The sequence below is a fragment of the Haloarcula sp. NS06 genome (assembly GCF_051122755.1).
Taxonomy (GTDB): domain Archaea; phylum Halobacteriota; class Halobacteria; order Halobacteriales; family Haloarculaceae; genus Haloarcula.
Genome location: NZ_CP184844.1, coordinates 2,143,838 through 2,165,633 on the forward strand (window position 1 = coordinate 2,143,838; position 21,796 = coordinate 2,165,633).

General features: G+C 63.3%; 17 protein-coding genes. 5 read left to right on the plus strand and 12 right to left on the minus strand.

Annotated features, from left to right (window positions below; all coding sequences use genetic code 11):
* Window positions 1–37 precede the first annotated feature (37 nt).
* Window positions 38–1,096 (plus strand): NAD(P)-dependent glycerol-1-phosphate dehydrogenase, encoded by a 1,059-nt coding sequence (locus tag ACODNH_RS14990; RefSeq protein ID WP_306705506.1) that lies wholly within the window; start codon window positions 38–40, stop codon window positions 1,094–1,096.
* Here ACODNH_RS14990 and ACODNH_RS14995 read toward each other — a convergent pair.
* The 3 genes from ACODNH_RS14995 to ACODNH_RS15005 all read right to left on the minus strand — a co-directional run bounded on the left by ACODNH_RS14995 (window position 1,093) and on the right by ACODNH_RS15005 (window position 5,408).
* Window positions 1,093–1,608: an NUDIX hydrolase gene (locus ACODNH_RS14995; protein WP_306705508.1), complete on the minus strand. Its 516-nt coding sequence runs from the start codon at window positions 1,606–1,608 to the stop codon at window positions 1,093–1,095. The genes ACODNH_RS14990 and ACODNH_RS14995 overlap by 4 nt on opposite strands.
* A 123-nt stretch (window positions 1,609–1,731) precedes the next feature.
* Entirely contained in the window at window positions 1,732–3,543 is a 1,812-nt protein-coding gene (locus ACODNH_RS15000) for a S9 family peptidase (RefSeq protein ID WP_306705510.1), read from the minus strand.
* A 107-nt stretch (window positions 3,544–3,650) separates the two neighbouring features.
* Complete coding sequence (locus tag ACODNH_RS15005; protein ID WP_306705512.1) at window positions 3,651–5,408, minus strand: DUF2339 domain-containing protein; 1,758 nt, start codon at window positions 5,406–5,408, stop codon at window positions 3,651–3,653.
* A 131-nt stretch (window positions 5,409–5,539) separates the two neighbouring features.
* On the opposite strand from ACODNH_RS15005, the gene ACODNH_RS15010 reads away from it, so the two are divergent.
* Window positions 5,540–6,598, plus strand: a complete 1,059-nt coding sequence (locus ACODNH_RS15010) for a glycosyltransferase (protein WP_306705514.1) — start codon at window positions 5,540–5,542, stop codon at window positions 6,596–6,598.
* Between the two features lie 49 nt (window positions 6,599–6,647).
* Here the strand turns inward: ACODNH_RS15010 and ACODNH_RS15015 are convergent, their stop codons facing one another.
* The gene (locus tag ACODNH_RS15015) at window positions 6,648–8,387 is read right to left on the minus strand and encodes a Na+/H+ antiporter NhaC family protein (protein ID WP_306705516.1); all 1,740 of its coding nucleotides are present in this window, start codon (window positions 8,385–8,387) and stop codon (window positions 6,648–6,650) included.
* Between the two features lie 102 nt (window positions 8,388–8,489).
* On the opposite strand from ACODNH_RS15015, the gene ACODNH_RS15020 reads away from it, so the two are divergent.
* Entirely contained in the window at window positions 8,490–10,355 is a 1,866-nt protein-coding gene (locus tag ACODNH_RS15020; protein WP_306705518.1) for a DEAD/DEAH box helicase, read from the plus strand.
* Window positions 10,356–10,367: 12 nt separating this feature from the next.
* On the opposite strand, the gene ACODNH_RS15025 is transcribed toward ACODNH_RS15020, so the two are convergent.
* From ACODNH_RS15025 to purH, 8 genes are all read right to left on the minus strand, one after another.
* The gene (locus ACODNH_RS15025) at window positions 10,368–10,976 is read right to left on the minus strand and encodes a class I SAM-dependent methyltransferase (protein WP_306705520.1); all 609 of its coding nucleotides are present in this window, start codon (window positions 10,974–10,976) and stop codon (window positions 10,368–10,370) included.
* Window positions 10,977–11,077: 101 nt separating this feature from the next.
* Window positions 11,078–12,571 (minus strand): globin-coupled sensor protein, encoded by a 1,494-nt coding sequence (locus tag ACODNH_RS15030; protein ID WP_306705522.1) that lies wholly within the window; start codon window positions 12,569–12,571, stop codon window positions 11,078–11,080.
* A 137-nt stretch (window positions 12,572–12,708) separates the two neighbouring features.
* Window positions 12,709–15,153: a dihydropteroate synthase gene (folP, locus tag ACODNH_RS15035; RefSeq protein ID WP_306705525.1), complete on the minus strand. Its 2,445-nt coding sequence runs from the start codon at window positions 15,151–15,153 to the stop codon at window positions 12,709–12,711.
* A 171-nt stretch (window positions 15,154–15,324) separates the two neighbouring features.
* Entirely contained in the window at window positions 15,325–15,483 is a 159-nt protein-coding gene (locus tag ACODNH_RS15040; RefSeq protein WP_306705527.1) for a hypothetical protein, read from the minus strand.
* Between the two features lie 152 nt (window positions 15,484–15,635).
* Window positions 15,636–16,379 carry a hypothetical protein gene (locus tag ACODNH_RS15045; RefSeq protein ID WP_306705529.1) on the minus strand — a complete coding sequence of 248 codons (744 nt, stop codon included), beginning with the start codon at window positions 16,377–16,379 and terminating at the stop codon, window positions 15,636–15,638.
* A 42-nt stretch (window positions 16,380–16,421) separates the two neighbouring features.
* On the minus strand, window positions 16,422–16,958 hold the full coding sequence (locus tag ACODNH_RS15050) for a hypothetical protein (protein ID WP_306705531.1): 537 nt from the start codon (window positions 16,956–16,958) through the stop codon (window positions 16,422–16,424).
* 36 nt (window positions 16,959–16,994) lie between these two features.
* Complete coding sequence (locus ACODNH_RS15055; RefSeq protein WP_306705533.1) at window positions 16,995–17,981, minus strand: formate/nitrite transporter family protein; 987 nt, start codon at window positions 17,979–17,981, stop codon at window positions 16,995–16,997.
* A gap of 138 nt (window positions 17,982–18,119) precedes the next feature.
* The gene (gene purH, locus ACODNH_RS15060; RefSeq protein ID WP_306705534.1) at window positions 18,120–19,700 is read right to left on the minus strand and encodes a bifunctional phosphoribosylaminoimidazolecarboxamide formyltransferase/IMP cyclohydrolase; all 1,581 of its coding nucleotides are present in this window, start codon (window positions 19,698–19,700) and stop codon (window positions 18,120–18,122) included.
* A gap of 145 nt (window positions 19,701–19,845) precedes the next feature.
* On the opposite strand from purH, the gene ACODNH_RS15065 reads away from it, so the two are divergent.
* Window positions 19,846–20,400 carry a hypothetical protein gene (locus ACODNH_RS15065; protein ID WP_306705536.1) on the plus strand — a complete coding sequence of 185 codons (555 nt, stop codon included), beginning with the start codon at window positions 19,846–19,848 and terminating at the stop codon, window positions 20,398–20,400.
* A 248-nt stretch (window positions 20,401–20,648) separates the two neighbouring features.
* Window positions 20,649–21,716 (plus strand): zinc-dependent alcohol dehydrogenase family protein, encoded by a 1,068-nt coding sequence (locus ACODNH_RS15070; RefSeq protein WP_306705539.1) that lies wholly within the window; start codon window positions 20,649–20,651, stop codon window positions 21,714–21,716.
* Window positions 21,717–21,796 lie beyond the last annotated feature (80 nt).

A 21,796-nucleotide genomic window follows, 5' to 3' on the forward strand; every position in this document is an offset into this window, starting at 1 on the left:
CTAAACTGTTTTCACGCGTGCCCGGAGACAGGCAACCATGTTCGAGAAACGCACCTGGATCCGTCTCCCCCGGAACGTCGTGGTCGGGCACGGTGTCCTCGGCCAGGCAATCGAGGCCGTGAGCGAACTCCACCTGACCGGCAGGCCGCTGGTTGTCTCCAGTCCGACGCCACATGATGTCGCCGGCAAGCGGGTCGTCGACCAGTTTGAGGACGCGGGGTACGACCCCTCCGAGATCGTCATCGATCAAGCCAGTTTCGATGCCGTCCAGCAGGTCATCGACCACGCGTCGGAGATTGATGCGGGCTTCCTGCTTGGTGTTGGCGGCGGGAAGGCCATCGATATCACGAAGATGGCAGCCGACGACCTCGGGCTGGGGTTTGTCTCGGTGCCGACGGCCGCGAGCCACGACGGCATCGTCTCTGGCCGCGGCTCGGTCCCCGAAGGTGATACGCGCCACAGCGTCGCCGCTGAGCCGCCACTGGCCGTCATCGCCGACACTGAGGTGCTGGCAGAGGCCCCCTGGCGGCTGACCACTGCCGGCTGTGCCGACATAATCTCGAACTACACCGCGGTTCGGGACTGGCAACTTGCCCACCGGCTCAAGAACGTCCACTACTCCGAGTACGCCGGCGCGCTCTCCCAGATGACCGCCGAGATGCTCGTCGAGAGTGCTGACTCGATAAAACAGGGGCTCGAGGAGTCGTCATGGATTGTCGTGAAAGCGCTCGTTTCTTCCGGCGTTGCGATGTCTATTGCCGGTTCTTCTCGGCCGGCAAGCGGCGCGGAACACCTGTTTTCCCACCAGCTGGATCGGCTCGTCCCAGACGGCGCGCTTCACGGCCATCAGGTCGGTGTCGGCTCGATCATGACCGAATACCTCCACAGCGGCCAGAAAGGCCAGTGGAAAGACGCCAGAGATGCACTGGCCGCCATCGGCGCGCCGACAACGGCAGACGAGCTCGGCATCGATGACGAGACGGTGATCGAAGCGCTGACCACGGCCCATCAGATCCGTGACCGCTACACGGTGTTGGGGGATGGAATGAGTGAAGAAGCAGCGATAGAAGCAGCGACCGTTACCGGCGTTATCTAAACCAGTTCCGCGACCGCGACATCGCTCGCGTCGTCCCACCGGATCGACGCTTCGGCCTCGTCGGGCGTCCCAGCGTCACCGTCTTCGGGTGCCGTGCTTTTGATCTCCGCGTCGAACACGATACTGAGCCGGTACACCGTCTCAGCGTCCGGGTCTGCCTCGTTTCGCACGCCACAAATGGTCGCCCGAACCGCGTCACGAATCGTACACGCGACGCCGGCCGTTTCGGTGACAACCCGCTCGACCGCTGCCGCCGGCCGTTCGGCCCCCTGTGTCTGGCCTTGCGGGATCTCCCAGGACCCGTCAGCGTCACTCATCAACACGTCGCCCGACTCGTTGTGGACGAACGCGTGTACGTCCACCTGTCCTGCTCGTGAGCGCTCGACAGCACGCTGGTATGCCTCTGCACCCACCGAAAAGGTGGTCTGGTCAACCGGCGTCGAGCCGAACTCCTGTTCGAGACGGGCGAGACGCTCTTGCACCCGTGCTCGCGAGCGCTCGGCTATCTCCATACGAAACGGTGCTTCGGCAGCATAATAAATCCGCCTGAACACTCTCACGGTTTGAAAATACCCCGGTGTACCGGCGACAACACGCGTGCAGTGGACGCCCGCGACAACGTTAGTATGGCTCGCTCAGACGTGGTCGTTGAGGAATTCGACGACGGCGGTGTACGCTTCAATCCGGTTCTCCCGCTTGCTGATGCCGTGTCCCTCGTCGTCGAAGATGAGCTTTTCCACCGGGACGCCCTGTTTGGACGCCTGCTCGGCGATTTGTTCGGCCTCGTCAACTGGGACACGCGGGTCGTTGGCCCCGTGGAGGACGAACAGTGGCGCGTGGATGCGGTCGACGTTGTTGATCGGCGAGATAGATTCGAGGAACTCGCGGTCCGCTTCGAGAGACCCGTACTCGGCCTCGCGGAGTTCCCGCCGCCAGTCACCGGTGTTCTCCAGAAACGTCACGAAGTTGGCGATGCCAACCACGTCGACACCGGCCGCCCAGAGGTCCGGGTACTCGGTCAGTGCCGCAAGGACCATGAAACCGCCGTAGGACCCGCCCATCGCCACGATCCGGTCGGAGTCGACAGCCCGGTGGTCGTGGAGCCAATCGACGCCGGCCCGAAGGTCTTTCACCGAGTCCATCCGCTTTTCCACGTCATCAAGGTGCGTGTAGGCCTTTCCGTAGCCCGTCGACCCGCGGACATTGGGCTCGAAGACGGCGTAGCCTCGTGAGAGGAAGTACTGGGTCAGGCCGGAGAACGACGGGCGACGCTGGCTCTCCGGGCCGCCGTGGATATCGACGATGACGGGCGTGTCGCCGTCAGCGCCAGCCCCGTCAGCCGCGCCGTCCGGCAGCGAGAACAGCGCCGGAATCTCTCGCCCGTCGAAGGAGTCAAACCGGACGACTTCTGGCTCAATGAACGTTTCACGCGGGATGCCAGCTGTCGAGGCGGCCGTCCACTGCTCGCTCTCGCCGGTCTCGGCCTCCACGACGAACACGTTGGTGTTGACCTGCCGCCCGGTGACGCTGACGGCGAACCGTTCGGCGTCGGGTCCCCACGAAACGCCCCCGGCCAGCCCGCCCGGCAGGTCCGGCGTCGGGAACGTCTCAATGGTTGTCGGCCCTGTCAGTTCGCCGACGGTGAGTTCGTTGTAGCCGTCGATGTTGCGCGAGTACACGAGACGGCCACTGTCCTTGTCAAGCGCGACGCCGTCGATGTTCCACTGGTCGTCCGAGCGGACGATGTCGAGGTCGCCCTCAAGCGAAAGGCGGGCAAGTTCGAGCGTGTCGCTTTCGGCGTCGGTGACGAGATACACCGCCTCGCCCTCCGGTCCCCACGACGCGCTCGTGTAACGGACCTTCCCCTCGTGTGGCGTGAGATGGCTGCGATTCCCGCTGTCGATGTCAAGCACGTAGATGTCTTGGTCGAAACTGGAGTGGGCTTCGCTGACTAACAGTCGCTCACCGTCGGGCGAGAAGCCGCGGACGGAGAACCAGCCATCTCCCTTCCAGATTAGGTCCGCATCGTCGCCGGTCGCGTCGCGGTCCTGCACGTAGATGTCGAAGACAGCCTCGTCCCGACGGTTCGACGCGAACGCGAAGCGCTCGCCATCGGGCGACCAGCCGCCCCAGCGGTGTTTCGCGTCGGGCATCCCGGTGAGTTCGTGGACGCGCCCGTTCGCGTCGAGCCGGTACAGCTGCGCCCGCTCGTTGCCGCCCTCGTCCATGCCGAAGACGAGTTCCTGGCGCTCGGGCGAGAAGTCGACGAAGCTCACAGTGTCGTCGTAGAACGTCAACTGTTCGGGCCAGCCGTGGGGTTCGGGAAGCGACCAGAGCTGGGCAACGCCGGTCGTGTTCATCAGGAAAGCGAGCGTCCCGTCCGGCGCGAACGAGCTGCCGTAGGCGCTTCGGACGTTGAGATAGCGCGAAAGGTCGTACGCGGTCACAACGGGAGGGAGGGCAGGCACGGGCAAAACCCTTTGTGGCGACCGTAGTCCTGATTCAGCGGAACGCAGCTGTGTTACCCTGACAGACGCTGAAGCGGTTTCTCGCCCTACCAGCGGGCGTACGCGTACGAGGCGACGAGGAGAATCCCCCCGAGTACGAGAAAGGAGAGTGTCCGGGCGAGCGTATCGAGCCCCTGCGTATCGTAGAGGAACACCTTGACTGTCACCAGGCCGAGGACGACGACGCCCTGAAGCCGACGACTGCGGGCGTCAAGTGCGAGGCCAACCCCGACGAACACGAGCCCCAGAACTGCCCAGGCGACCGACAGACTCGCTCCCGAAAGCTCCAGTCCCAGAAGCACCACTGCGAGCCCGGTCGCAGTCCAGACGTACGGCGCAGCCACCGAAAGTTTGCGGTCACTGCTGGGTACCGTCGTCGATGTGCCGCTGAACCATCGACCGAGTGCATAGAAAACCGCGATTCCCAGCAGATAGGCGGCCGGCCGCCCCGTCACCGTCGCAAGTGGGTCCGCAAGCGAGAACGCCGGTAATCTGGTCGCGTCCACAACGAGCAGTTTGACGACAGTCCCGACAGCGACGAGATGCCCGCCGATACGGACCGCCCCTGCATCGTGCCGGGCTCCGAGCGCCAGCGCCCCACAGAGCAGGATGAGGAGACCGACGGTTTCGACGAACGGGTCGGCCGCGAGGATGACACTGATGGCGAGTAGAACGACGGCAAGCACCCCAGAGGCGCTGTTTTGCTGTCTCAGGCGTGACTCCGTGACGGCGTAGATGCCGCCGAGGGCGAGCCCGACTGCCCCGACAGCTACCCCGTCCGGTGCCGTCGGGATGAGTCGACGAACGACTCCTTCCAGCAACAACACGGCGAACACGGCATTGGACGCGGTCGTCCCTTCCACCAGTCGGCGGTGCCATCGATCCGTTCGGTCGCTCGCACGGAGTACGTACACACCGGCAGCATATATTCCGAACGTCGCGGCGAGAACAGCGGTGGCGACCGCCTCAGGCGGCTCCAGCCGCTCCAACCACGCAAGGTGGAGCACGTAGGCCGGGAGGACGCTGCCGAGGACGAGTCGGCTCCACGGGCGGACAGCGGCGATGGTCACGAGCCCGGCAGTGAGAAGCACGACGTAGGCCGGCGAGACGATGAAGGACCCGGCGTCGATTCCGACGTAGGCAGTGACGTATCCCAGCAGGAACGCCTCGCCGGCGACAGCCGGTGCGTGGTCCCGGACCGAGAGCGCCGCGGTGGCGGCCACGAGAGCTGTCAAGACCAGCAGCACCGCCCACAGTGGCGCTCCGATGGCAGCGCGGTACGACTCGAAGCCGTAGGCCGCGTAGACGCTGAAATACGCGATTGCGAGGCCAGTCCCGGCGACGAGTCGCCCCCACCGGCTGTAGCCCTGTGCCTCGGCGGCGTACCGGCCGCCAGCGAGCAGTATGAGCCCGCCCGCCGTGCCGGTGAGTACACGCCCGAGCGGGCCGAGGTATCCCGCCTCGATGGCCAGCCGAATGAAGAAGACGACGCCGACCACCAGCGTGAGGCCACCGACCCCACCGAGCCACTTCATCCCGATGTTGCGCTCCCAGTTCCGTTCGTCGGCCGGTGCGTTGCTGTCGGCAGTCTCGCCGGTGTCTGGCTCTGGCTCCGTACTACCTACGGACTCCGATTCGGGAGCCGCTGTGTCCGACTCGACTGCTGTGCTGGCAGTTTCGGCCTCGGTGGACGGAGGCGGGTCGGTGTCTAACGCCGACTCCAGGGCGGCGATGCGTGTGTGGAGGGCATCAACCTCGGCACGGAGTTCCTGTACCTCCGCACTGAGGTCGCCATCATCGCTCATACAGTGACACGTTGCGGAGTCGCTGTAATAAACATCCAGCCGAACGACAGGTTTGTCGAGGGCAAACCTGTCGTCTGCCGCCGTCAGACTCGAACGGGTGGATTTTTGAGCGGCCACGTCGTCGCCCCTGTATGCGTGTCGCGGTCGTCGCCATGGAGACGAGTCAGTACCGGGACACAGTGGGCCGGACCCGGCTGGAGCGGGTGGCCACCGAACTCGCCGCTGCCGGCCACGACGTGACCGTGTTCTGTTCGCAGTGGTGGCCGGGGTTCGATAATCAGCGCGAGCGCGACGGCGTTACGTACCGCGCTGTCACCGTCTCGCCCACTGTCCCGTCCTTCTGTGTCCGCCTGCCAGTCATGCTTGCTCGGTTCCGACCGGATGTCGTCCACGTTCACCCGACACCAGCATCAGTCTCGCTCGCGGCCAAGACCGGCGCAACGCTTTCACGCGCACCGCTTTTGACGGAGTGGTTCGGGGACGAGGACGTCCCCAAAAACCGCCGGGCTAGCCTTGCGCTTCAGGCGTCGGACTGTCTCATCACCCCCTCTGAACTCGTCCGTACGCGGGTCCGAGAGCGGGGGGCGACGGCGGACCAGACCACGATACTCCCACAGAGCATCGACATGGATCTCGTTAGAGAGGCCGATGCCGGCGAGGAGATCGACGTGGTGTACGCCCATCGACTGGACGGCAGTGCGAACGTCGAGTCGCTGCTGCTCGGGCTGGCGGAACTCAGACAGAAGGGCTGGTCGGCGACGATCATCGGTGACGGCCCGGAACGGGAGTACTACGAACAGGAGGCGGCCGACCTTCGTATCGACGACCGCGTGACCTTCGCCGGCGCGTGCGATATCGAAGAGCGCGTCTCGGTTTACAAGGGCGCGCACGTATTCGTCCAGACGGCGTTCCGGGAGTGTTTCGCCACGGACCTCCTCTGGGCAATGGCCTGTGGCTGTATCGGCATCGTGGAGTACCAGGCCGAGTCGTCGGCCCACGAACTCATCGAGCAGCGCGACCGTGCCTTCCGGGTGACGAACCCGCAGGAAATCGCCGACAAAATCACCGAGTCGGCCGGCTTCGAGCGCCGGACGGTCGACGAGTCCTTCGTCGAGTTCGACCACACACAGGTCCGTGCGGAGTACGAGGACCTCTACGAGAAGCAAATCGAGGATACTGGCCTTTTCTAATCGAAACGGCGCTCAGACGCACTGACGGCGAGCAGAAACGCGCCGTCAGTCAGTACGGGATGACGCGGAACCCTTCGGGGAGCACCAGCCCGAACACAAGGAACAGCACGGCTGCGATACCCGCCGCGATGAGGGCGTAGGGGGCTTGACTCCTGACGTGGACCATGTGATCGCTGCCGCTCGTCGAGGAGGCCAGCACGGTCGTGTCGCTGATGGGCGATGTGTGGTCACCGAAGATGCCGCCGCTGAACACCGCGCCGAGGACGAGCGGGAGGTTCGCGCCCGTCGAGAACGCCAGCGGGATGGCGATGGGGAACATGATGCCGTAGGTCGACCACGACGACCCATCGGAGAAGCTGACAAAAGAGGTCACGAGGAAGATGCCGACTGGGATGATGAACGCCGGCACGCCGCCGAAGACGTTCGTCACGAACGACGAGACACCGAGTATCGTCACTGCGTTCTGGATGGAACTGGCGAACATCAGGATGACAGCAGCCAGGAGGATGCCCTTGAAACCGACCATCATCGCATCGGTGGCGTCGTCGTTCGACGGGATGTCGCCCTTCCAGCGATACAGCAGGAAGCCGACGATAAGTGCTGAGAACGAGGCGAGACCGAGCTGGACGCCACCGATGTTGAACGCCCAGGGACCGCTCGGCGGCGTGATTAGCTGCCAACTGCCGAGTTGGAGCAGTGTGGCCCCCATCCCTTCCTTCCCTTTGACGTAGATAACGGGGCTGGCCCGCCAGAACATCGCGCCGAGGCCGACGACGATCATGGTGAGGATCGGCCAGGCGAAGTTCCGCCAGTCCGGTGTGGCGGTTTCGGACATCTCGTATTCGTCCATCTCCGCAGATATCATCGGATCGGCGTCGTCGCCGACGACCTTCCCTTCGTTTCTCGCTCGGGACTCCTCTGTTCCCATCCCGTAGATGTTTGGCACGACCTGCCACGCGACGAGGCCAGCGAGTCCAAGCGCGATCCATGAGTAAAAGCCGGTAAACAGCGTGTTGAAAAACAGCGGCCAGACGGCGCCGGTTGCCGCGGTGACCTGCTCGCCGCCGGTGTTCACGAAGTTCGTCATCCCCGACGGCAGCGTTCCCTGACGCTGTGCCTCAACGAGGCCACCTCCGATGAAGCCGACCATCGCCGCTCCCCAGGTCGAGTAGAACGCGAGCCGGGACGCCGGCGACCCCGCTGAGTCGACGTAGTAGGCCAGCTTGGCCCGTGACACGTCGAACTTGTCGGTCAGCGGTCGCATCATTGAGCCGACCACGAGGCAGTTGAAGTAGTCGTCAATGTGGATGGAGATACCGGCCAGAAACGCAGCCTTCTCGGCGTCTGCGGCGGAGTCGGCCCGTGCCACCAGCGCCTCCAGCACACCCTGAATCGCACCAGCTCGAATCATCAGTCCGATCAGCCCGCCGATGGCGAAGATGGCGAGCAAGACGTTCTTGACGTACCACTCTCCGAATAGCGGGGCCGTGGCAATTATATCTGGAACGAGCTTCAGGCCGAAAATGCCGCCAAGCACGATGCCACCAAGACCGACCGTCCAGGGACTCCCGTCCTCGGCCTGTGGCTGGACGGTCGCCACCTCGCCGCCAGCGGTGATCAGGTCCGACGGGACCCCGACTGCTTGGGGGTGTAATGCGCCGACCAGCATGCCTGTGATGACGATACCCACGAACAGTCCGATAAGCGCGTCTCGGGTGTACCAGGCGAGACCGATTGCGACGAGCGCTGGAACGATTGACCACGGTCCAGCCGCGATTCCCTCAACCATGCCGGCAGGTCTAGGTGGCGCTATATTAAGGTATGTATTCACACCCGCATCAGGGATGGTCCAGACGAAACCCGTTTGAGCGTCGGTCCCCTCCATTCGGTAGTGACAGACGAGGAGCCAGCCGACCGAGACGACGACTCTGACTCCACCCCGGAACTCGAACTCGACGCCGTCTACGACGCTATCGACGCCGTCGGTCGTCCGCACCTGACGGCGACAGAGTTCTCCCGAAAGACGGACCTGACACCCGACGAGGCGCGGGCAGAACTGGAGCGTCTCGCCGACGACGGCGACATCGAGCGCCAGGACGTTTCCGAGGTCGAGTCCGTGTGGTATCCGACAGACATCGCCGAAGTGACCGACCGCGAGCGTGTAGTTCTGTTTCCCGACCGGCGGGAGGTCGTCGTCGAACACCCCGAACAGTTCACACGAGCACAGCTCTCACAGTTCGCCCGCTTGCAGGACACCAACCGTTCGGGCGGGTACGTGTACGAACTCCGCGAGGAGGACATCTGGGCCGCGCCCCACGAGTCCTTAGACGACCTTCTGACGACGATGCGGGACGTGCTGGGCGAGCGCTCGCCACACCTCGAAGAGTGGGTGACGAGCCAGTGGGAACGCGCCCGGAAATTCCGCCTGAAGACCCACGAGGACGGGTATGTCGTACTCGAAGCCGAAAGCGACGACCTGATGGGCAACGTCGCCCGGCCGAAACTCGACGATGACCACCTCCGAGCCCCCATCTCGGACTCGGAGTCGTGGGTCAATGAGGACGCCACCGCCGAAATCAAGCGCACGCTGTACGAGGCAGGCTATCCGGTCCGGGACGACCGCGACCTCGAAACGGGCGACGCCATCGACATGGACCTTCGCCTGCGCCTGCGGGACTACCAGCAGGACTGGGTGGAACGATTCACCGAACAGGGCTCGGGCGTGTTCGTCGGCCCGCCCGGTTCAGGCAAGACTGTCGCCGCGATGGGTGCGATGGCCGCTATCAGCGGCGAAACGCTGATTCTCGTCCCCTCGCGGGAACTCGCGACTCAGTGGCACGACGAACTGGTCCGGCACACCTCGCTGACCGACGACGACATCGGCGAGTACCACGGCGGCGAGAAGTCTATCCGCCCCGTTACCATCGCCACCTACCGTACTGCTGGGATGGACCGACACCGGAAGCTATTCGACCAGCGCAAGTGGGGCCTCATCGTCTTCGATGAGGTCCACCACGTCCCGTCGCCGATTCACCGTCGGAGCGCGGACCTCCAGACCAAACACCGACTGGGGCTTACCGCCACACCGACCAGAGAGAGCGACGACGAGGAGGAGATATTCACGCTCATCGGCCCACCTATCGGGACGGACTGGGGCAAGTTGTTCGACGAGGGTTACGTCGCCGAACCGGAGGTCGAAATCCGCCTTGTTCCGTGGGGGAACGAGACGGAACAGTCCGAGTACAGTTCCACCTCGGGCCACGACCGCCGGCAGGCCGCCGCCAGCAACACCGGGAAGATCGACGAGATACGCTATGCGCTGGCCGAGAACCCGGCCGCAAAGGCACTGGTGTTCATCGAGTATCTCGACCAAGGTGAGGCTATTAGCGAGGCCATCGATGCGCCGTTTATCAGCGGCGAGACGCCACACGCCCGCCGGGAGAAGCTGTTCGACGAGTTCCGCCGTGGCGAACTGAACACGCTGGTCGTCTCTCGCGTCGGCGACGAGGGGATCGACCTGCCGGACGCCGAACTCGCGCTCGTCGCCTCTGGACTGGGTGGGTCCCGTCGGCAGGGCGCACAGCGGGCCGGGCGGACGATGCGCCCTGCCGGCGACGCCCGGATGGTCATTCTCGCGACGCGAGGGACGACGGAGGAGGACTTCGTCCGCCGCCAGATGCGCCACCTCGCTTCGAAGGGCATCCGCGTGACCGAGACAGAGGCCGAGGCTGTCGAGCCACCGGCAAAGACAGAGTGAGCAGGGATGGGGCTACGCTCGCGCCTGGAAAAACGCGAAAACCCCACCGAGTTCATCGTCGACGGTCTCGACGTCGATGACGGAGAAGCCGGCCTCGGTCAGTAGCTCGCGATTGCGCTCGCGGCCATGGAAGCTCCAGGCCATCTCGGTATCGGTCCCCAGCCAGTCCTCGTTGTGGCCTTCCCATTGTTCGTCGCCCAGCGCGGCCAGTAGTCGACCGCCCGGTTTGAGCACGCGCTCAAACTCGGCGAAGACGCCGGCGTGTTCCGCTCGTGGGACGTGGATGACCGCGTGCAGTGAGACGACCGCGTCGAACGTGTCTGCCGGGAACGGCAGCGCTGCCAGATCTCCCTGACAGAGCCGCGATCCGGGGAGCCGTTCGCCTGCCATCTGTAGCTGCTCGCGAGAGAGATCTAGCCCTGTGACGGTGTGATCGGTTTCGAGAACGTCCATCGCTGGCGTCCCAGCGCCACAGCCGGCATCGAGGACCCGACTCTCGGCAGGTAGCCGATCCGCGAGGCCCGCGACCAGATCGCGCTCGCGACCCTCGCCGTCACGCTGGGCTGCGTATGCCGCGGCGATATCGTCGTAGCCCTCGCGGACGATGTCGCGTCGGTTCATACGCGGTGCTCTCGACTGACCAGAATAGCTCTTTGGGTGGTGTGTGAGCGGGTACACCCCGCGCTCACACCTCGCACTACGTAGCTGGCTGGGAATCGAAGTTACGCCGTATCTGTGTCGAGTCGACGCGCGGTTTCGGCTACGTCCTGAATCTTCTCCGTCTGCTTCTCGTTCGTCGCCGCGAGGTCGTCGAGTTGTGCCGATATATCGTCGATCCCGCTCGACAGTTCGTCGACCATGCTGGCGACCGCTTCTGTCGACGCCGCTTGGTCGTCGGTCGCCGCAGAGACTTCCTGAATGCCCTGTGACGCCTCGTTGACCGCCGAAACGATCTCTTCGAGTCGTTCAGCTGCCGTCTCGACCTGATCGATACCCTCCGTCACCTGCTCAGTCACGGTTTCGAGGCTCTCGACGGCATCGACAGTCTCGTCCTGAATCTCCGTGACGGTGTCTTCGATCTGGTTCGCGTGTTCCTGTGAATCGCCCGCGAGCGTCTTGATTTCGTCGGCGACAACAGCAAACCCATCGCCCGCTTCGCCGGCACGTGCGGCCTCGATGGAGGCGTTCAGCGCGAGCATATTGGTCTGGTCAGCGATGTCGTTTATCACTTCGACGATGTCATCGATTTCGTCGGCTTGCTCCTGCAGGCCCGCGATATCAGCCGAAACCGTGTCGACGGCGTCGTCGACCTCATTCATCATAGTCGCGGCCTGCTGTGCGGCTTCGTTCCCGCGTTCAGCCTTCTGTTCGGCCGATGTGCTAGTACTTGCGACCTCTTCGGCGGTCGAGGCGATCTCTTCGATTGTCGCGCTCATATCCGCAACCTCGCCCGCCACTTCGTCCATTGACTCGGACTGGCTCTCGGCAGCGGCGTTGATCTGCTGGTTCGTCTGCGCGACCTCTTCGGCTGAGGTGCTCAGTTCGTCGATAGGCCCCTGCAGTCCGCTCTCGACCCCCTCCATCAGCGCTTGTTGGTCATCGATTGCTGATTCAAGTCGCTGACTGTATGAGTCGATGTAGGTGTCCATCGCGACCTGCTGGTCGAGGTTCAACAGTTTGAACACTGACAGCGCCCGCGACTGCATTTCTTCGAGCGCTTCGTCCCGGGCAGCGTCGCCCGATTGCAGGTCTTCGACGATTGTCCGCAGGAAGTGTTCGAAATAGATGGTGTAGGCCCCGAGATAGATCTTCGGCCCGAGGTCGAGCATATCGTGAATCTTCCCGATACGGGCCCGATTCTCGAAGTACTGTTTGTCGTAGGTCCCGGCGACGAGGTCCCGGAGGTACTGTGACTGCGTGTTTTTCAGCTGGTCGACTGACTTGGTGGATCGCCCAAAAATCTCGACAGTCTCGTCGAACGACTGGAGGTGATCGTAGAAGTCGTCGACGACAGATTCCGCCCGGGCGTTCGTCTCATCTGCCATCGCGGTGAGATTGTCGGCGTCAGACTCGTCAAATCCAGTAAAATCCTTCCGCCAGTGTATCTCTCTGGTGTCAAGTCCAATGCGATCGGTCAGCGTCCCGCCGTCGACGCCAGACCTGTCAGATTTAGTGATGCGTTTCCGAGAGCCCGTACTCTCGCTCTGGAATGCCATGGAGAAGAGTCAACCGACATAGGGGTTATATGTTCGCCCCTGATTCTCACCATTGAGAAATATAAAAAGGGTGGCCAAATATTTCGGGTTGGCGGTCACGTCTGTCGATTATCCGGCCGCCTGTTTAGCAGTCAGAATCAGTCCTCGAACTTCTGTGGATCGCGGGCTGCCTCGGCGACGCGAACGGCGGCAACGTTCTCCGGGACGTCGTGGACACGAACGATGTCGGCCCCTCGCTCGGCCGCCAGCGTCGTCCCGGCGATGGTTGCCTCCAGACAGTCGCCCGCCTCCTGCCCGACCAGCCCGAACAGTGACTTGTGGGAGTGCCCAACCAGAATCGGGCAGCCGAGTGCCTCGAACTCCGAGAGGCGGTCGAGCAGTTCGAAATCTTCCGTGGGCGATTTCCCGAAGCCAACGCCGGGGTCGACGATAATCTGGTCGCGGTCAAGTCCGGCCTTTTCAGCGAGCAAGACGCGCTCCGTCAGTTGGTCGATGCAGTCCTCGACTACGTCGTCGTAGTGGATGTCGCTGTCGGGGTCGACTGGTGTCTCGATGGAATGCATCACAACCACCGGCACGTCGTACTCGGCGGCGACGAGGCGCATTTCGGGGTCTTCGAGGCCGGAGACGTCGTTCAGGATGTCCGCGCCAGCATCGAGTGCCGCCCGCGCGACAGGGGCTTTCCGCGTGTCGACGGAGATGGCGACATCTAGCTCCGACAGCCGCTCGATAACCGGGACGACGCGGTCGATTTCCTCCTCAGCCGGGACCGGTTCGGCACCGGGGCGGGTCGACTCCCCGCCGATATCGAGGATGTCCGCACCCGCTTCGACCATCCGCTCGGCGCGGGCGACGGCGTCCTCGACGGCGTTGTACTCGCCGCCGTCGTGGAAGGAGTCCGGGGTGATGTTGCAGATGCCCATGACGGCTGTCCCGTCGTCCCAGGGATACGTCGTCGACGTGTCGGGCTCTGGCTGCTGGATAGACAGTGCCGTCCGTAGTTCGTCGGCGAACGAAGCGAGTCCGTAGGGCTGGCCGTCAAGTTTCTCCGCGAGGCGTTTGTACTGGGCCATCGTCGCCATCGTGACCACATCGATGGCCTCCTCGTCCTGCCCGCTCAGGCCTGAAATCGCACATTCGCCGCCCAGCGATAGCAGTTCCTCCTTGAGATACTGGGCCTGTCGCGGCTGGACGCGAGTGTGCAGGACGCGGTGGACGCCCTTCCCCCGCATCCGCTGGGCCCCGGCCGCGGTGACGTGGGCGCTCTCGATGGCCTCGCGGGCCTCGGCCAGCGAGTCGACCTGTTTGGGGACCAGCGACCGCGACCAGTTAGTCCGGGCCTCCCGCACGGCGTACAGCGACCCCACCACGAGGACCGCATCACCGGACTCTGCGGCGTCGAGTGCGATATCGAGCGCCCCTGTAACGTCGCTACACGTCTCAACTGTGGCGTCGGTCGCGTTCTCTACCGCAGCCGCGACGACGTGATGGGACTCTGCCCGGTCGACGTTTGGCTGACAGGCGACGACGTGGTCCGGGTCCGGCAGCGCCGTGGCGATGCGTTCGTGGTCCTTGTCCACCATCGCGCCGATAACGACGTGGAGGTCGTCGTAGTCGAACGAGGACAGTGTCTCCGCGGTGCGTTCGATGCTTCCGGGATTGTGAGCACCGTCGAGGACGACCAGCGGCGACTCGTTCATCACCTCGAACCGACCGGGCCAATGGGCGTTTCGCAGGCCGCGTTCAAGATTCGTCTGTGAGACATCCGCGACTTGCTGGCATAGCGTGGCGGCGATTCCGGCGTTCTGTGCCTGATGTGCGCCCAGAAGCGGGAGATAGGTATCGACACTCCAGTCGGGGCCGTCGACCGAGACTGACCCCTCCAGCCCCTCGCGACCGCCGTACATGGCCGTCACGTCGGCGTCGTCGCCCTCGCCGACAGTCACCACCTCGTCAGCGACATCGCGGACGGCGGCGAGCGCGTCGCCAGTCGTCCCGGTCACCAGCGGAGTGTCGTCTGGGGCGACGTGGGCCTTGTCGTGGGCGATTTCCTCGACAGTATCGCCGAGAATGTGAGTGTGTTCGAGCGTCACAGACGTGACAGCGCTGGCGACCGGATCGACCACGCTCGTAGCGTCGTATCGGCCGCCGATACCGACTTCCAGCACCGCCACGTCGACGTCCTGTCGGGCGAACTCCCACAGTGCCATCGCGGTCATCGTCTCGAAGAAAGTGGGCGAGTCGTTGGCCGCGCCCTGTTCGGTCACGTACGACCGGACCGACTCGACGAACTCAACGAGGGCGGCTTCGGAGAGCTTCCGGCCGTTGATACGGATCCGCTCGCGCACGTCGTCGAGATGTGGCGACGTGTACAGTCCGACATCGAGACCGGCTTCCCGCAACGTTCGTTCGACCATCCGCGCGGTGGACCCCTTCCCGTTGGACCCCGCAATCTGGACGCAGCGAAGGCCCTCCTGTGGGTCACCGAGCGACGATAGCAGGTCCTGCGTGGCATCAGTGCCGGCTCGCGGGGCGAACCGGCGCAACTCGAAGAGGAAGTTCGCGGCCTCGTGGAACTCCATGGTCGGGCTATCAGAGCCGCTCGCTTTAGCCTGTCGAACTGTTGTGTGTCTCCGGAGTGAAGACGCCCCGAACGCCCGTTTCCTTACCAGTAGCTGGTAATCCGGTTTCTGTATTCAGCTACCTCTCTGAAACTGAAATGGCTGTATCGGTCAGTGCAGGTGCAAAATCTATCATCTCCGCCTAAGTTCGTTCGTGTACACTGCGAAGGTGAACAGTGGGCCAACAGCGAGGAGAAAAATTAATTCGTCAATAGCGGCTCCGATGATACTGAGCTGGAGGCCGATAATCATAACCATAATGTCCTTCTGTCTGGCGGCAGTCTCGGTCATACGATAGAGTTTTATTCATATCTGACAGGTGTTTCGGTTCATTTTATCAGTCGTTCAGTCTGCAGGCTCACTGAGCGGGCATTTCACCTCTACAGCTGAAGAGAGAAACTATATTAGCAACTACTGTTACCTATCGCCACTACCGGTGACAACTACGCCTGGTCGCTCCGGTCGCGCGTGGCCCACCGACCGAGCGCGCTCGACAGAATCAGGAACGCGGCACCAAGCAGCGGTGCCGGGTCGATTTTCGCTTCCGGCCGTTCATCCGTATCTGTTGCATCGTGCTCTGTCTCCTCCTGTTCCAGTGTCTCCGCCGCCATCTCAGACCCGGTGACGCTAGCCGCCTCGGCATCTCTCCCAGTGTTCTGGCGTCGGTGCCCGGCCTCGCTGTCCTGCTGTCGCTGCCCGGACTCAGTCCGTGACCGATCTGCGGCCAGCGTTGTTTCCCGGGTCTCCGAAGTCTGCGTGTCCTCGGCCTCTTCTACCGCTGCTGTCGGCTCGAACTCCGTATCGGTTGGCGATGGTGTGTCAACAGTTGGCTCTGCCGGTGGTGGCATCTCATCCGGGCCTTCAGTGGCCCATTCCGACGCGTACTCGTCGGTACTATCGACATCGGTTTCGTCAGCGTTGCGGCGACGGTACCACCAGAGCCCGGCTGTAGCCGCGCCGAGCGTGATAAGCGACAGTCCCGTGCCGAGCAGCCCCCACTGTCGCCACAGTGACCCGAGACGGTCCGTGAGACTGGGACCGGAATCTTCTGTGTCATCCGGCCCTGCCGGTCCCGGTGATGGGGCAGCAGTGGCGTCGTCGACGACAGCGACACCGGGAACGGTGTCAAGCACCGAGGCGACGGCGTCCCGCTCCACCTCGACTTCGAGAAATGTGGGTGCGTCCATATGTGACCTGTCGTCCGGCGACCATGTAAAACCCGCTCAGTGCTATTCCCGGGCGGGTTCGTACTCGGTGTCAGTTGTCGTGGTCCGCGACAGGTCAGTCTCAATGTTGTCATCGAGCCGTTCTGTATTCGACACCTCATTCTCGCCGAGAAGCGCCTGCAGTTCTCGCTCGTATTCGGCCTCTGAGAGTTCCCCGTCGACGTACCGACGCGTCAGCGCCTCGTGTCGCTCCTCAACTGTCGGCTCCGGCGGCGCGAACACATCGGAGAGCCCAAGTGACGCCAGCGGCGGAACGATGGATTCGAGACGCGAAAGCCCATCGGCGACGCGCTGGCTTTTCGGCACCGACGCTCGTCGGGCCAGCGCACGGACCAGCGCGACAGCGAAGACGATGTCGACGCCCACGAGCAAAAATGTCCCAAGCAAGAACGTGGCAAACGTCTGGACAACCGCCCCGCCACCGAGTAGCGCCCCGAGTGTCGCGACAACGCCGACGATCCCAACCCCGACGGTCCCCAGTGTCGTCAGAACGACGGCGGCAAACAGAAGCAGGAGTCGGTTATCTCTCACCCAGTTCACACCAACGATAGCCGGAGGGCGTTGAAATGGTTTGTGTCAGCGCTCTTTCTCTCGTGACTCCGGATCAGTTCTGGGAACCTCGTCAGTCGCAGGGACGTACGAGCGCCCGGAAGCGGACCACCCGCCCCAGACCCACTCTCGGAGAGTGAGCTGGCGCTTGGGTCCTTCGTCCCGCGCCGTTTCGAGCCGCCGTTCGGTCGTATGGAAGTAGTTGACGACGGTCACGAGGACGACGCCACCGACAGAGTTGCCCAAGAGTACCGGCAGAACGAACTGCCAGAGGCCAACAGACAGCGCCAGCTCACCGATGAAAACCAGATAGAACATCTCTGTCGCGGAGACAACGACGTGGTAGAGGTTTCCGAACGGGATCGCCAAGAAGGAGATGTATATCAACACGAGCCGCGAGATGCTGTCCCGCAGCGAGTAATCGACCCAGACGACGCCGGCGACGATGAGCCCGGCGAACACTGCCTTCGAGAACAGCGCTAGCTGCGATGTCTCGATTGCTTTCTGGGCGAAGCCGGCGGCAGCCGCCGCTGCGTCATCGGAAAGGACATCGGTCGTCGCCAGTGCGAGCGCCCCGAGCATCCCGCCGAAGACATTCGACACCAGAACGACGCCCCAGATGCGAAGCAGCGACGGGAGACTCGCCAGCCGCTCGAGGACGAGCGCGACAGGCGGGAGCGTGTTTTCGGTGTAGAGTTGGTAATCCCCGAGAATGATGAAAACGAACCCGAGCGGATACAGGAGCGCGCTCAATATCGGGTCGCCACCGGTTTTCGCATACAGCGACGCGTACAGCATGAACGTCACAGTGATAGCGAACCCACCCGCGATCCCGGCGAAGAACAGTTCGCGGGTCCCAACTGTTACCTCCTCATCTGCCGCGACGATGATGCGCTGGAATATCTCGTCAGCGGAGAACCGGTCCCGGATGACACTCCCACCCGCCGGCGCACCGCTTCGAGAGACGTCCACAGCGTCGCGGACAGCCTCCTCTCTGTCTTCATTATCTGCCATCGGTCCGCTGATTCGGTATCCGGTGTCAAACTTCTTTGGTTGTTGCTGAGTAGCGCCGTAGAGAAGCCCGCAGCTACCATGTCTGAAAACCGACAGGTTGCTACACTCTATCGAGGTTCAGACATCCTTCGCTATTACTCAGTCGTGTCTGAACGACCGCTGGCCGGTGAACACCATCGCGATGTCGTGTTCGTCCGCGGCCTCGATGACGCTCTCGTCGTTCTTCGAGCCGCCGGGCTGGATGACAGCTTCGATACCGGCGTCGGCAGCCTCCTCGATACCGTCCGGAAACGGGAAGAAGGCGTCCGAGGCCATCACAGCGCCCTCGGCGTCCTTCCCTTCGGCGTGTTCATCGGCTTTCATCGCGGCCAGTCGGACGGCGTCGACGCGGGACACTTGCCCCATGCCGATGCCGACTGTTTCCGTCCCGTCGGCGAAGAGGATGCCGTTGGACTTGACGTGTTTGAGCGTGTGCCAGGCGAACAGCATCGACTTGATCTGCTCGTCGGTCGGGTCGCGCTCGGTGACGACTTCCAGATCGTCGGCCGACAGGTGTTGGGTGTCCCGTTCCTGCACCAGCCGGCCCCCGACGAGGGGCTTCTCGGTCAGGCTGTCGGTGACCTCGAAGTTCTCGTTCACATCGAGAACGCGGAGATTGTCCTTCTCGAACAGCACATCGAGCGCGGCGTCGGTGTAGCCGGGCGCGACGACGACTTCCTTGAAGGAGTCGATGATCTGCTCGGCGGTGGCGGCGTCGCACTCGCGGTTCAGCGCGACGATACCGCCGAAGGCGCTCATCGGGTCCGTCGACAGCGCCTTCTCGTAGGCGTCAGCCACGGTGTCAGCAGTCGCACAGCCGGCCGGGTTAGTGTGTTTGATGACTGCGGCGGCTGGCTCCTCGAACTCCTTGATGAGGTTCAACGCGCCGTCGGCGTCGTTGTAGTTGTTGTACGACAGCGCCTTCGCGCCCTCGTTGAGCTGGTCGGCGTGGACGACGCTGGCCTCCGAAACAGTCGTGTCGGTGTACAGCGCGGCGTTCTGATGGGGGTTCTCCCCGTAACGCAGACTCGATGCCAAGTCATCCGAGACGATGCGGCGGGCAGGGAAGTCGCCGCCCTCATCGCCTTCTACCGAAACCGTCCCTTCATCCCAGTCGATGGTGACGCGGTCCTCGGCGAACCACTCGATGACGCGCGGGTAGGCGGTGAACTCACCTTCATAGAGGACGCGCTCCTTGAGGCTGTCCTCGTCGTCGTCCTCGAAGACGGGGATTGGCTCCTGTGTGACGATGGGACCGCCGTCGACGCTCTCATCAAGGACGTGGACGGTACAGCCCGTCACCTTCACGCCGGCGTCGAGGACCTGCTCGTGGGCGTTCGCTCCGGTGAAATTCGGCAGGAGACTCGGATGGACGTTCAACGCGGTCGGTGTCCCTTCGAGGAACGTCTCGCTGAGGACGCGCATGTAGCCGTCCAGCGTGACGAGGTCGAAGTCGTACTCCGAAAGGGCGTCGAGAACACGCTCTTCGTGGGACTGGCGCGACTCGTCCGCATCGCGCTCGACGACTTCGGTCGGGATGCCGCGCTCGGCGGCTGCTTCGAGTACCGGCGCATCCGCGTCGTTAGTCAGAACGACGGCGAACTCCGCCCCGCCTGGGGCGCGGTCCGCGATGTTCATGAGATTTCGGCCACGGTTACTGGCCATACCGGCGAGTTTCATGTGGGACTGACCGACCGGACCGTGCAAAGTTGTTGCGAAACCCCCGGCTGGCCTGTTGTATGCGACCGAGGACCACTATTTGCGTCTGTGGTGTTGGCGTGTACCGGTTCGGTGTGCATTTGTAGCCCGCCGCCAACTCGCCCGTATGGCGAAGCTACGGTGTCAGCGCGCGGGTGCGGTCGCCGCCGTCGGTGGTGTCGTCTGGGTCGGCTGGGCCGTGGCGCTGTCCGCGACCGGTCAGACCGAAATGAGTACCCCCATCCTCGCCGGAACCGCCCTCTCCGCACTCGGTGTCGTCGCCGGTCACTATGCCATTGAGGATTTCTATGGCGCACGGATGAAGCGGCCAGGGACCATCGGCGCGTGGGCCGGCGGCCTCGGTGGTCTCGTTTTCGCGGTCGGACAACTGGTCCGCCTCCTTACCGGTGGTGGCGAACCAGTCATCGCGGTCGGCGTGCTCGTGCTGGTCAGCGGGTCACTGCTGGTCGCCGTCGGTCTCGTCAGGACGCGCATCCAGCCGCCGTGGCTGGGCGTGTTGCTGGGCGTCGGGACCATTGCGTTTCTCGGGTTCGGGATCCAGCCAGCGACGGCGACCGTCTACGGCCTTGCGTGGGCCGCACTCGGACAGGACCTCTATCGCTTTGACCCGCCGGACGGCCGCTTCGGCGATGCCGATGGCGACTACGGTTGGCTGAACTGAGGATTGCTCGCTAGCGGGACCATCTCTTCACTTTCTTTCGAAGGTACTTCGATGCGGACGGTCCTGAGTATATTTGATATGTTTCGACGGCTTTGGCAACTGTGGATGGGTATCTAAAAGTAATCTAGACGTGTCCTGTAAGAACTACTACCCCTCAAAAATGGGGGTATGGCCCCTCTTAGTGACACATCTATTGTAGTTTAAAAACCATAATATTCATTAGTAAGATATCCAATGCTATTAATGTAATGCAAGCAGTACTACTAGAAGAGTTTCAGGAACCGCTAACAGTACAGGACGTCGAACGTCCCGAGCCAGAGCCAGACGGTGCCGTCGCCGAGGTCATCGGCTGTGGTATCTGCCGGTCTGACTGGCACTGCTGGCAGGGGGACTGGGACTGGTTCGGCTACCGGCCTGATCCGCCACACGTCCTCGGCCACGAGCCGACAGGCCGTATCGTCTCCGTCGGCGATGATGTCGAAAACGTCGAGGAGGGTCAGGAGGTCGCAATCCCGTTCAATTTCGCCTGCGGGAGCTGTGACCTCTGCCGGAACGGGCGTGAAAACATCTGTGAGAACCACATCGGACTCGGGTTCATGAATCAGGCGCCCGGCGCGTTCGCCGAGGAGGTCCACATCCCCAACGCCGACCTCAACGCCGTGCCGCTCCCGGACGGTATCGACGCCGAGTCAGCCGCCGGCATGGGCTGTCGGTTCATGACCTCGTTCCACGCGATGGCCCACCGGGCACCGGTCAGTGCCGGCGACGACGTTGTCATCCACGGCTGCGGTGGTATCGGGCTCTCGGCGGTCCACATCGCGAACGCGCTTGGGGGCAACGTCATCGGCGTCGACCTGATGGACGAGAAACTGGAGCGCGCCGAAGACCTCGGCGCTGTCGCCACCGTCAATGCACAGGAGGTGGACGACCCCGCAAAGGAAGTCAGGGACATCACTGACGGCGGGGCCGACGTGTCCGCAGACGCGCTCGGCATCGCAACGACCTGCCAGAACGCCGTGAACTCACTGCGTAAGGGCGGGACGCACGTCCAGATCGGACTGACCACCAGCGAAGAGGAAGGGATGGTGTCGCTCCCGACCGACGAGTTCGTTGCCAAAGAAATCGACTTCAAAGGGTCGCTCGGCCTCCAGCCGTCGCGGTACAGCGAAATGCTGGACATGGTTGAGTCGAGCAAACTCGACCCGACCGCGCTGGTCGAGGACACGGTCGACATCCACCAAGTCCCCGACGAACTGGCCGCGATGAGCGACTACAACACGGTCGGTATCCCGGTCTGCAACGAGTTCAGCAACTAGCGACGCGAGCTCGTTCTGTACCCGAATCCCCCTTTTTGTCCCTTTCTACTGTCACACCACGCGCCGAAGCTGCACCGCGT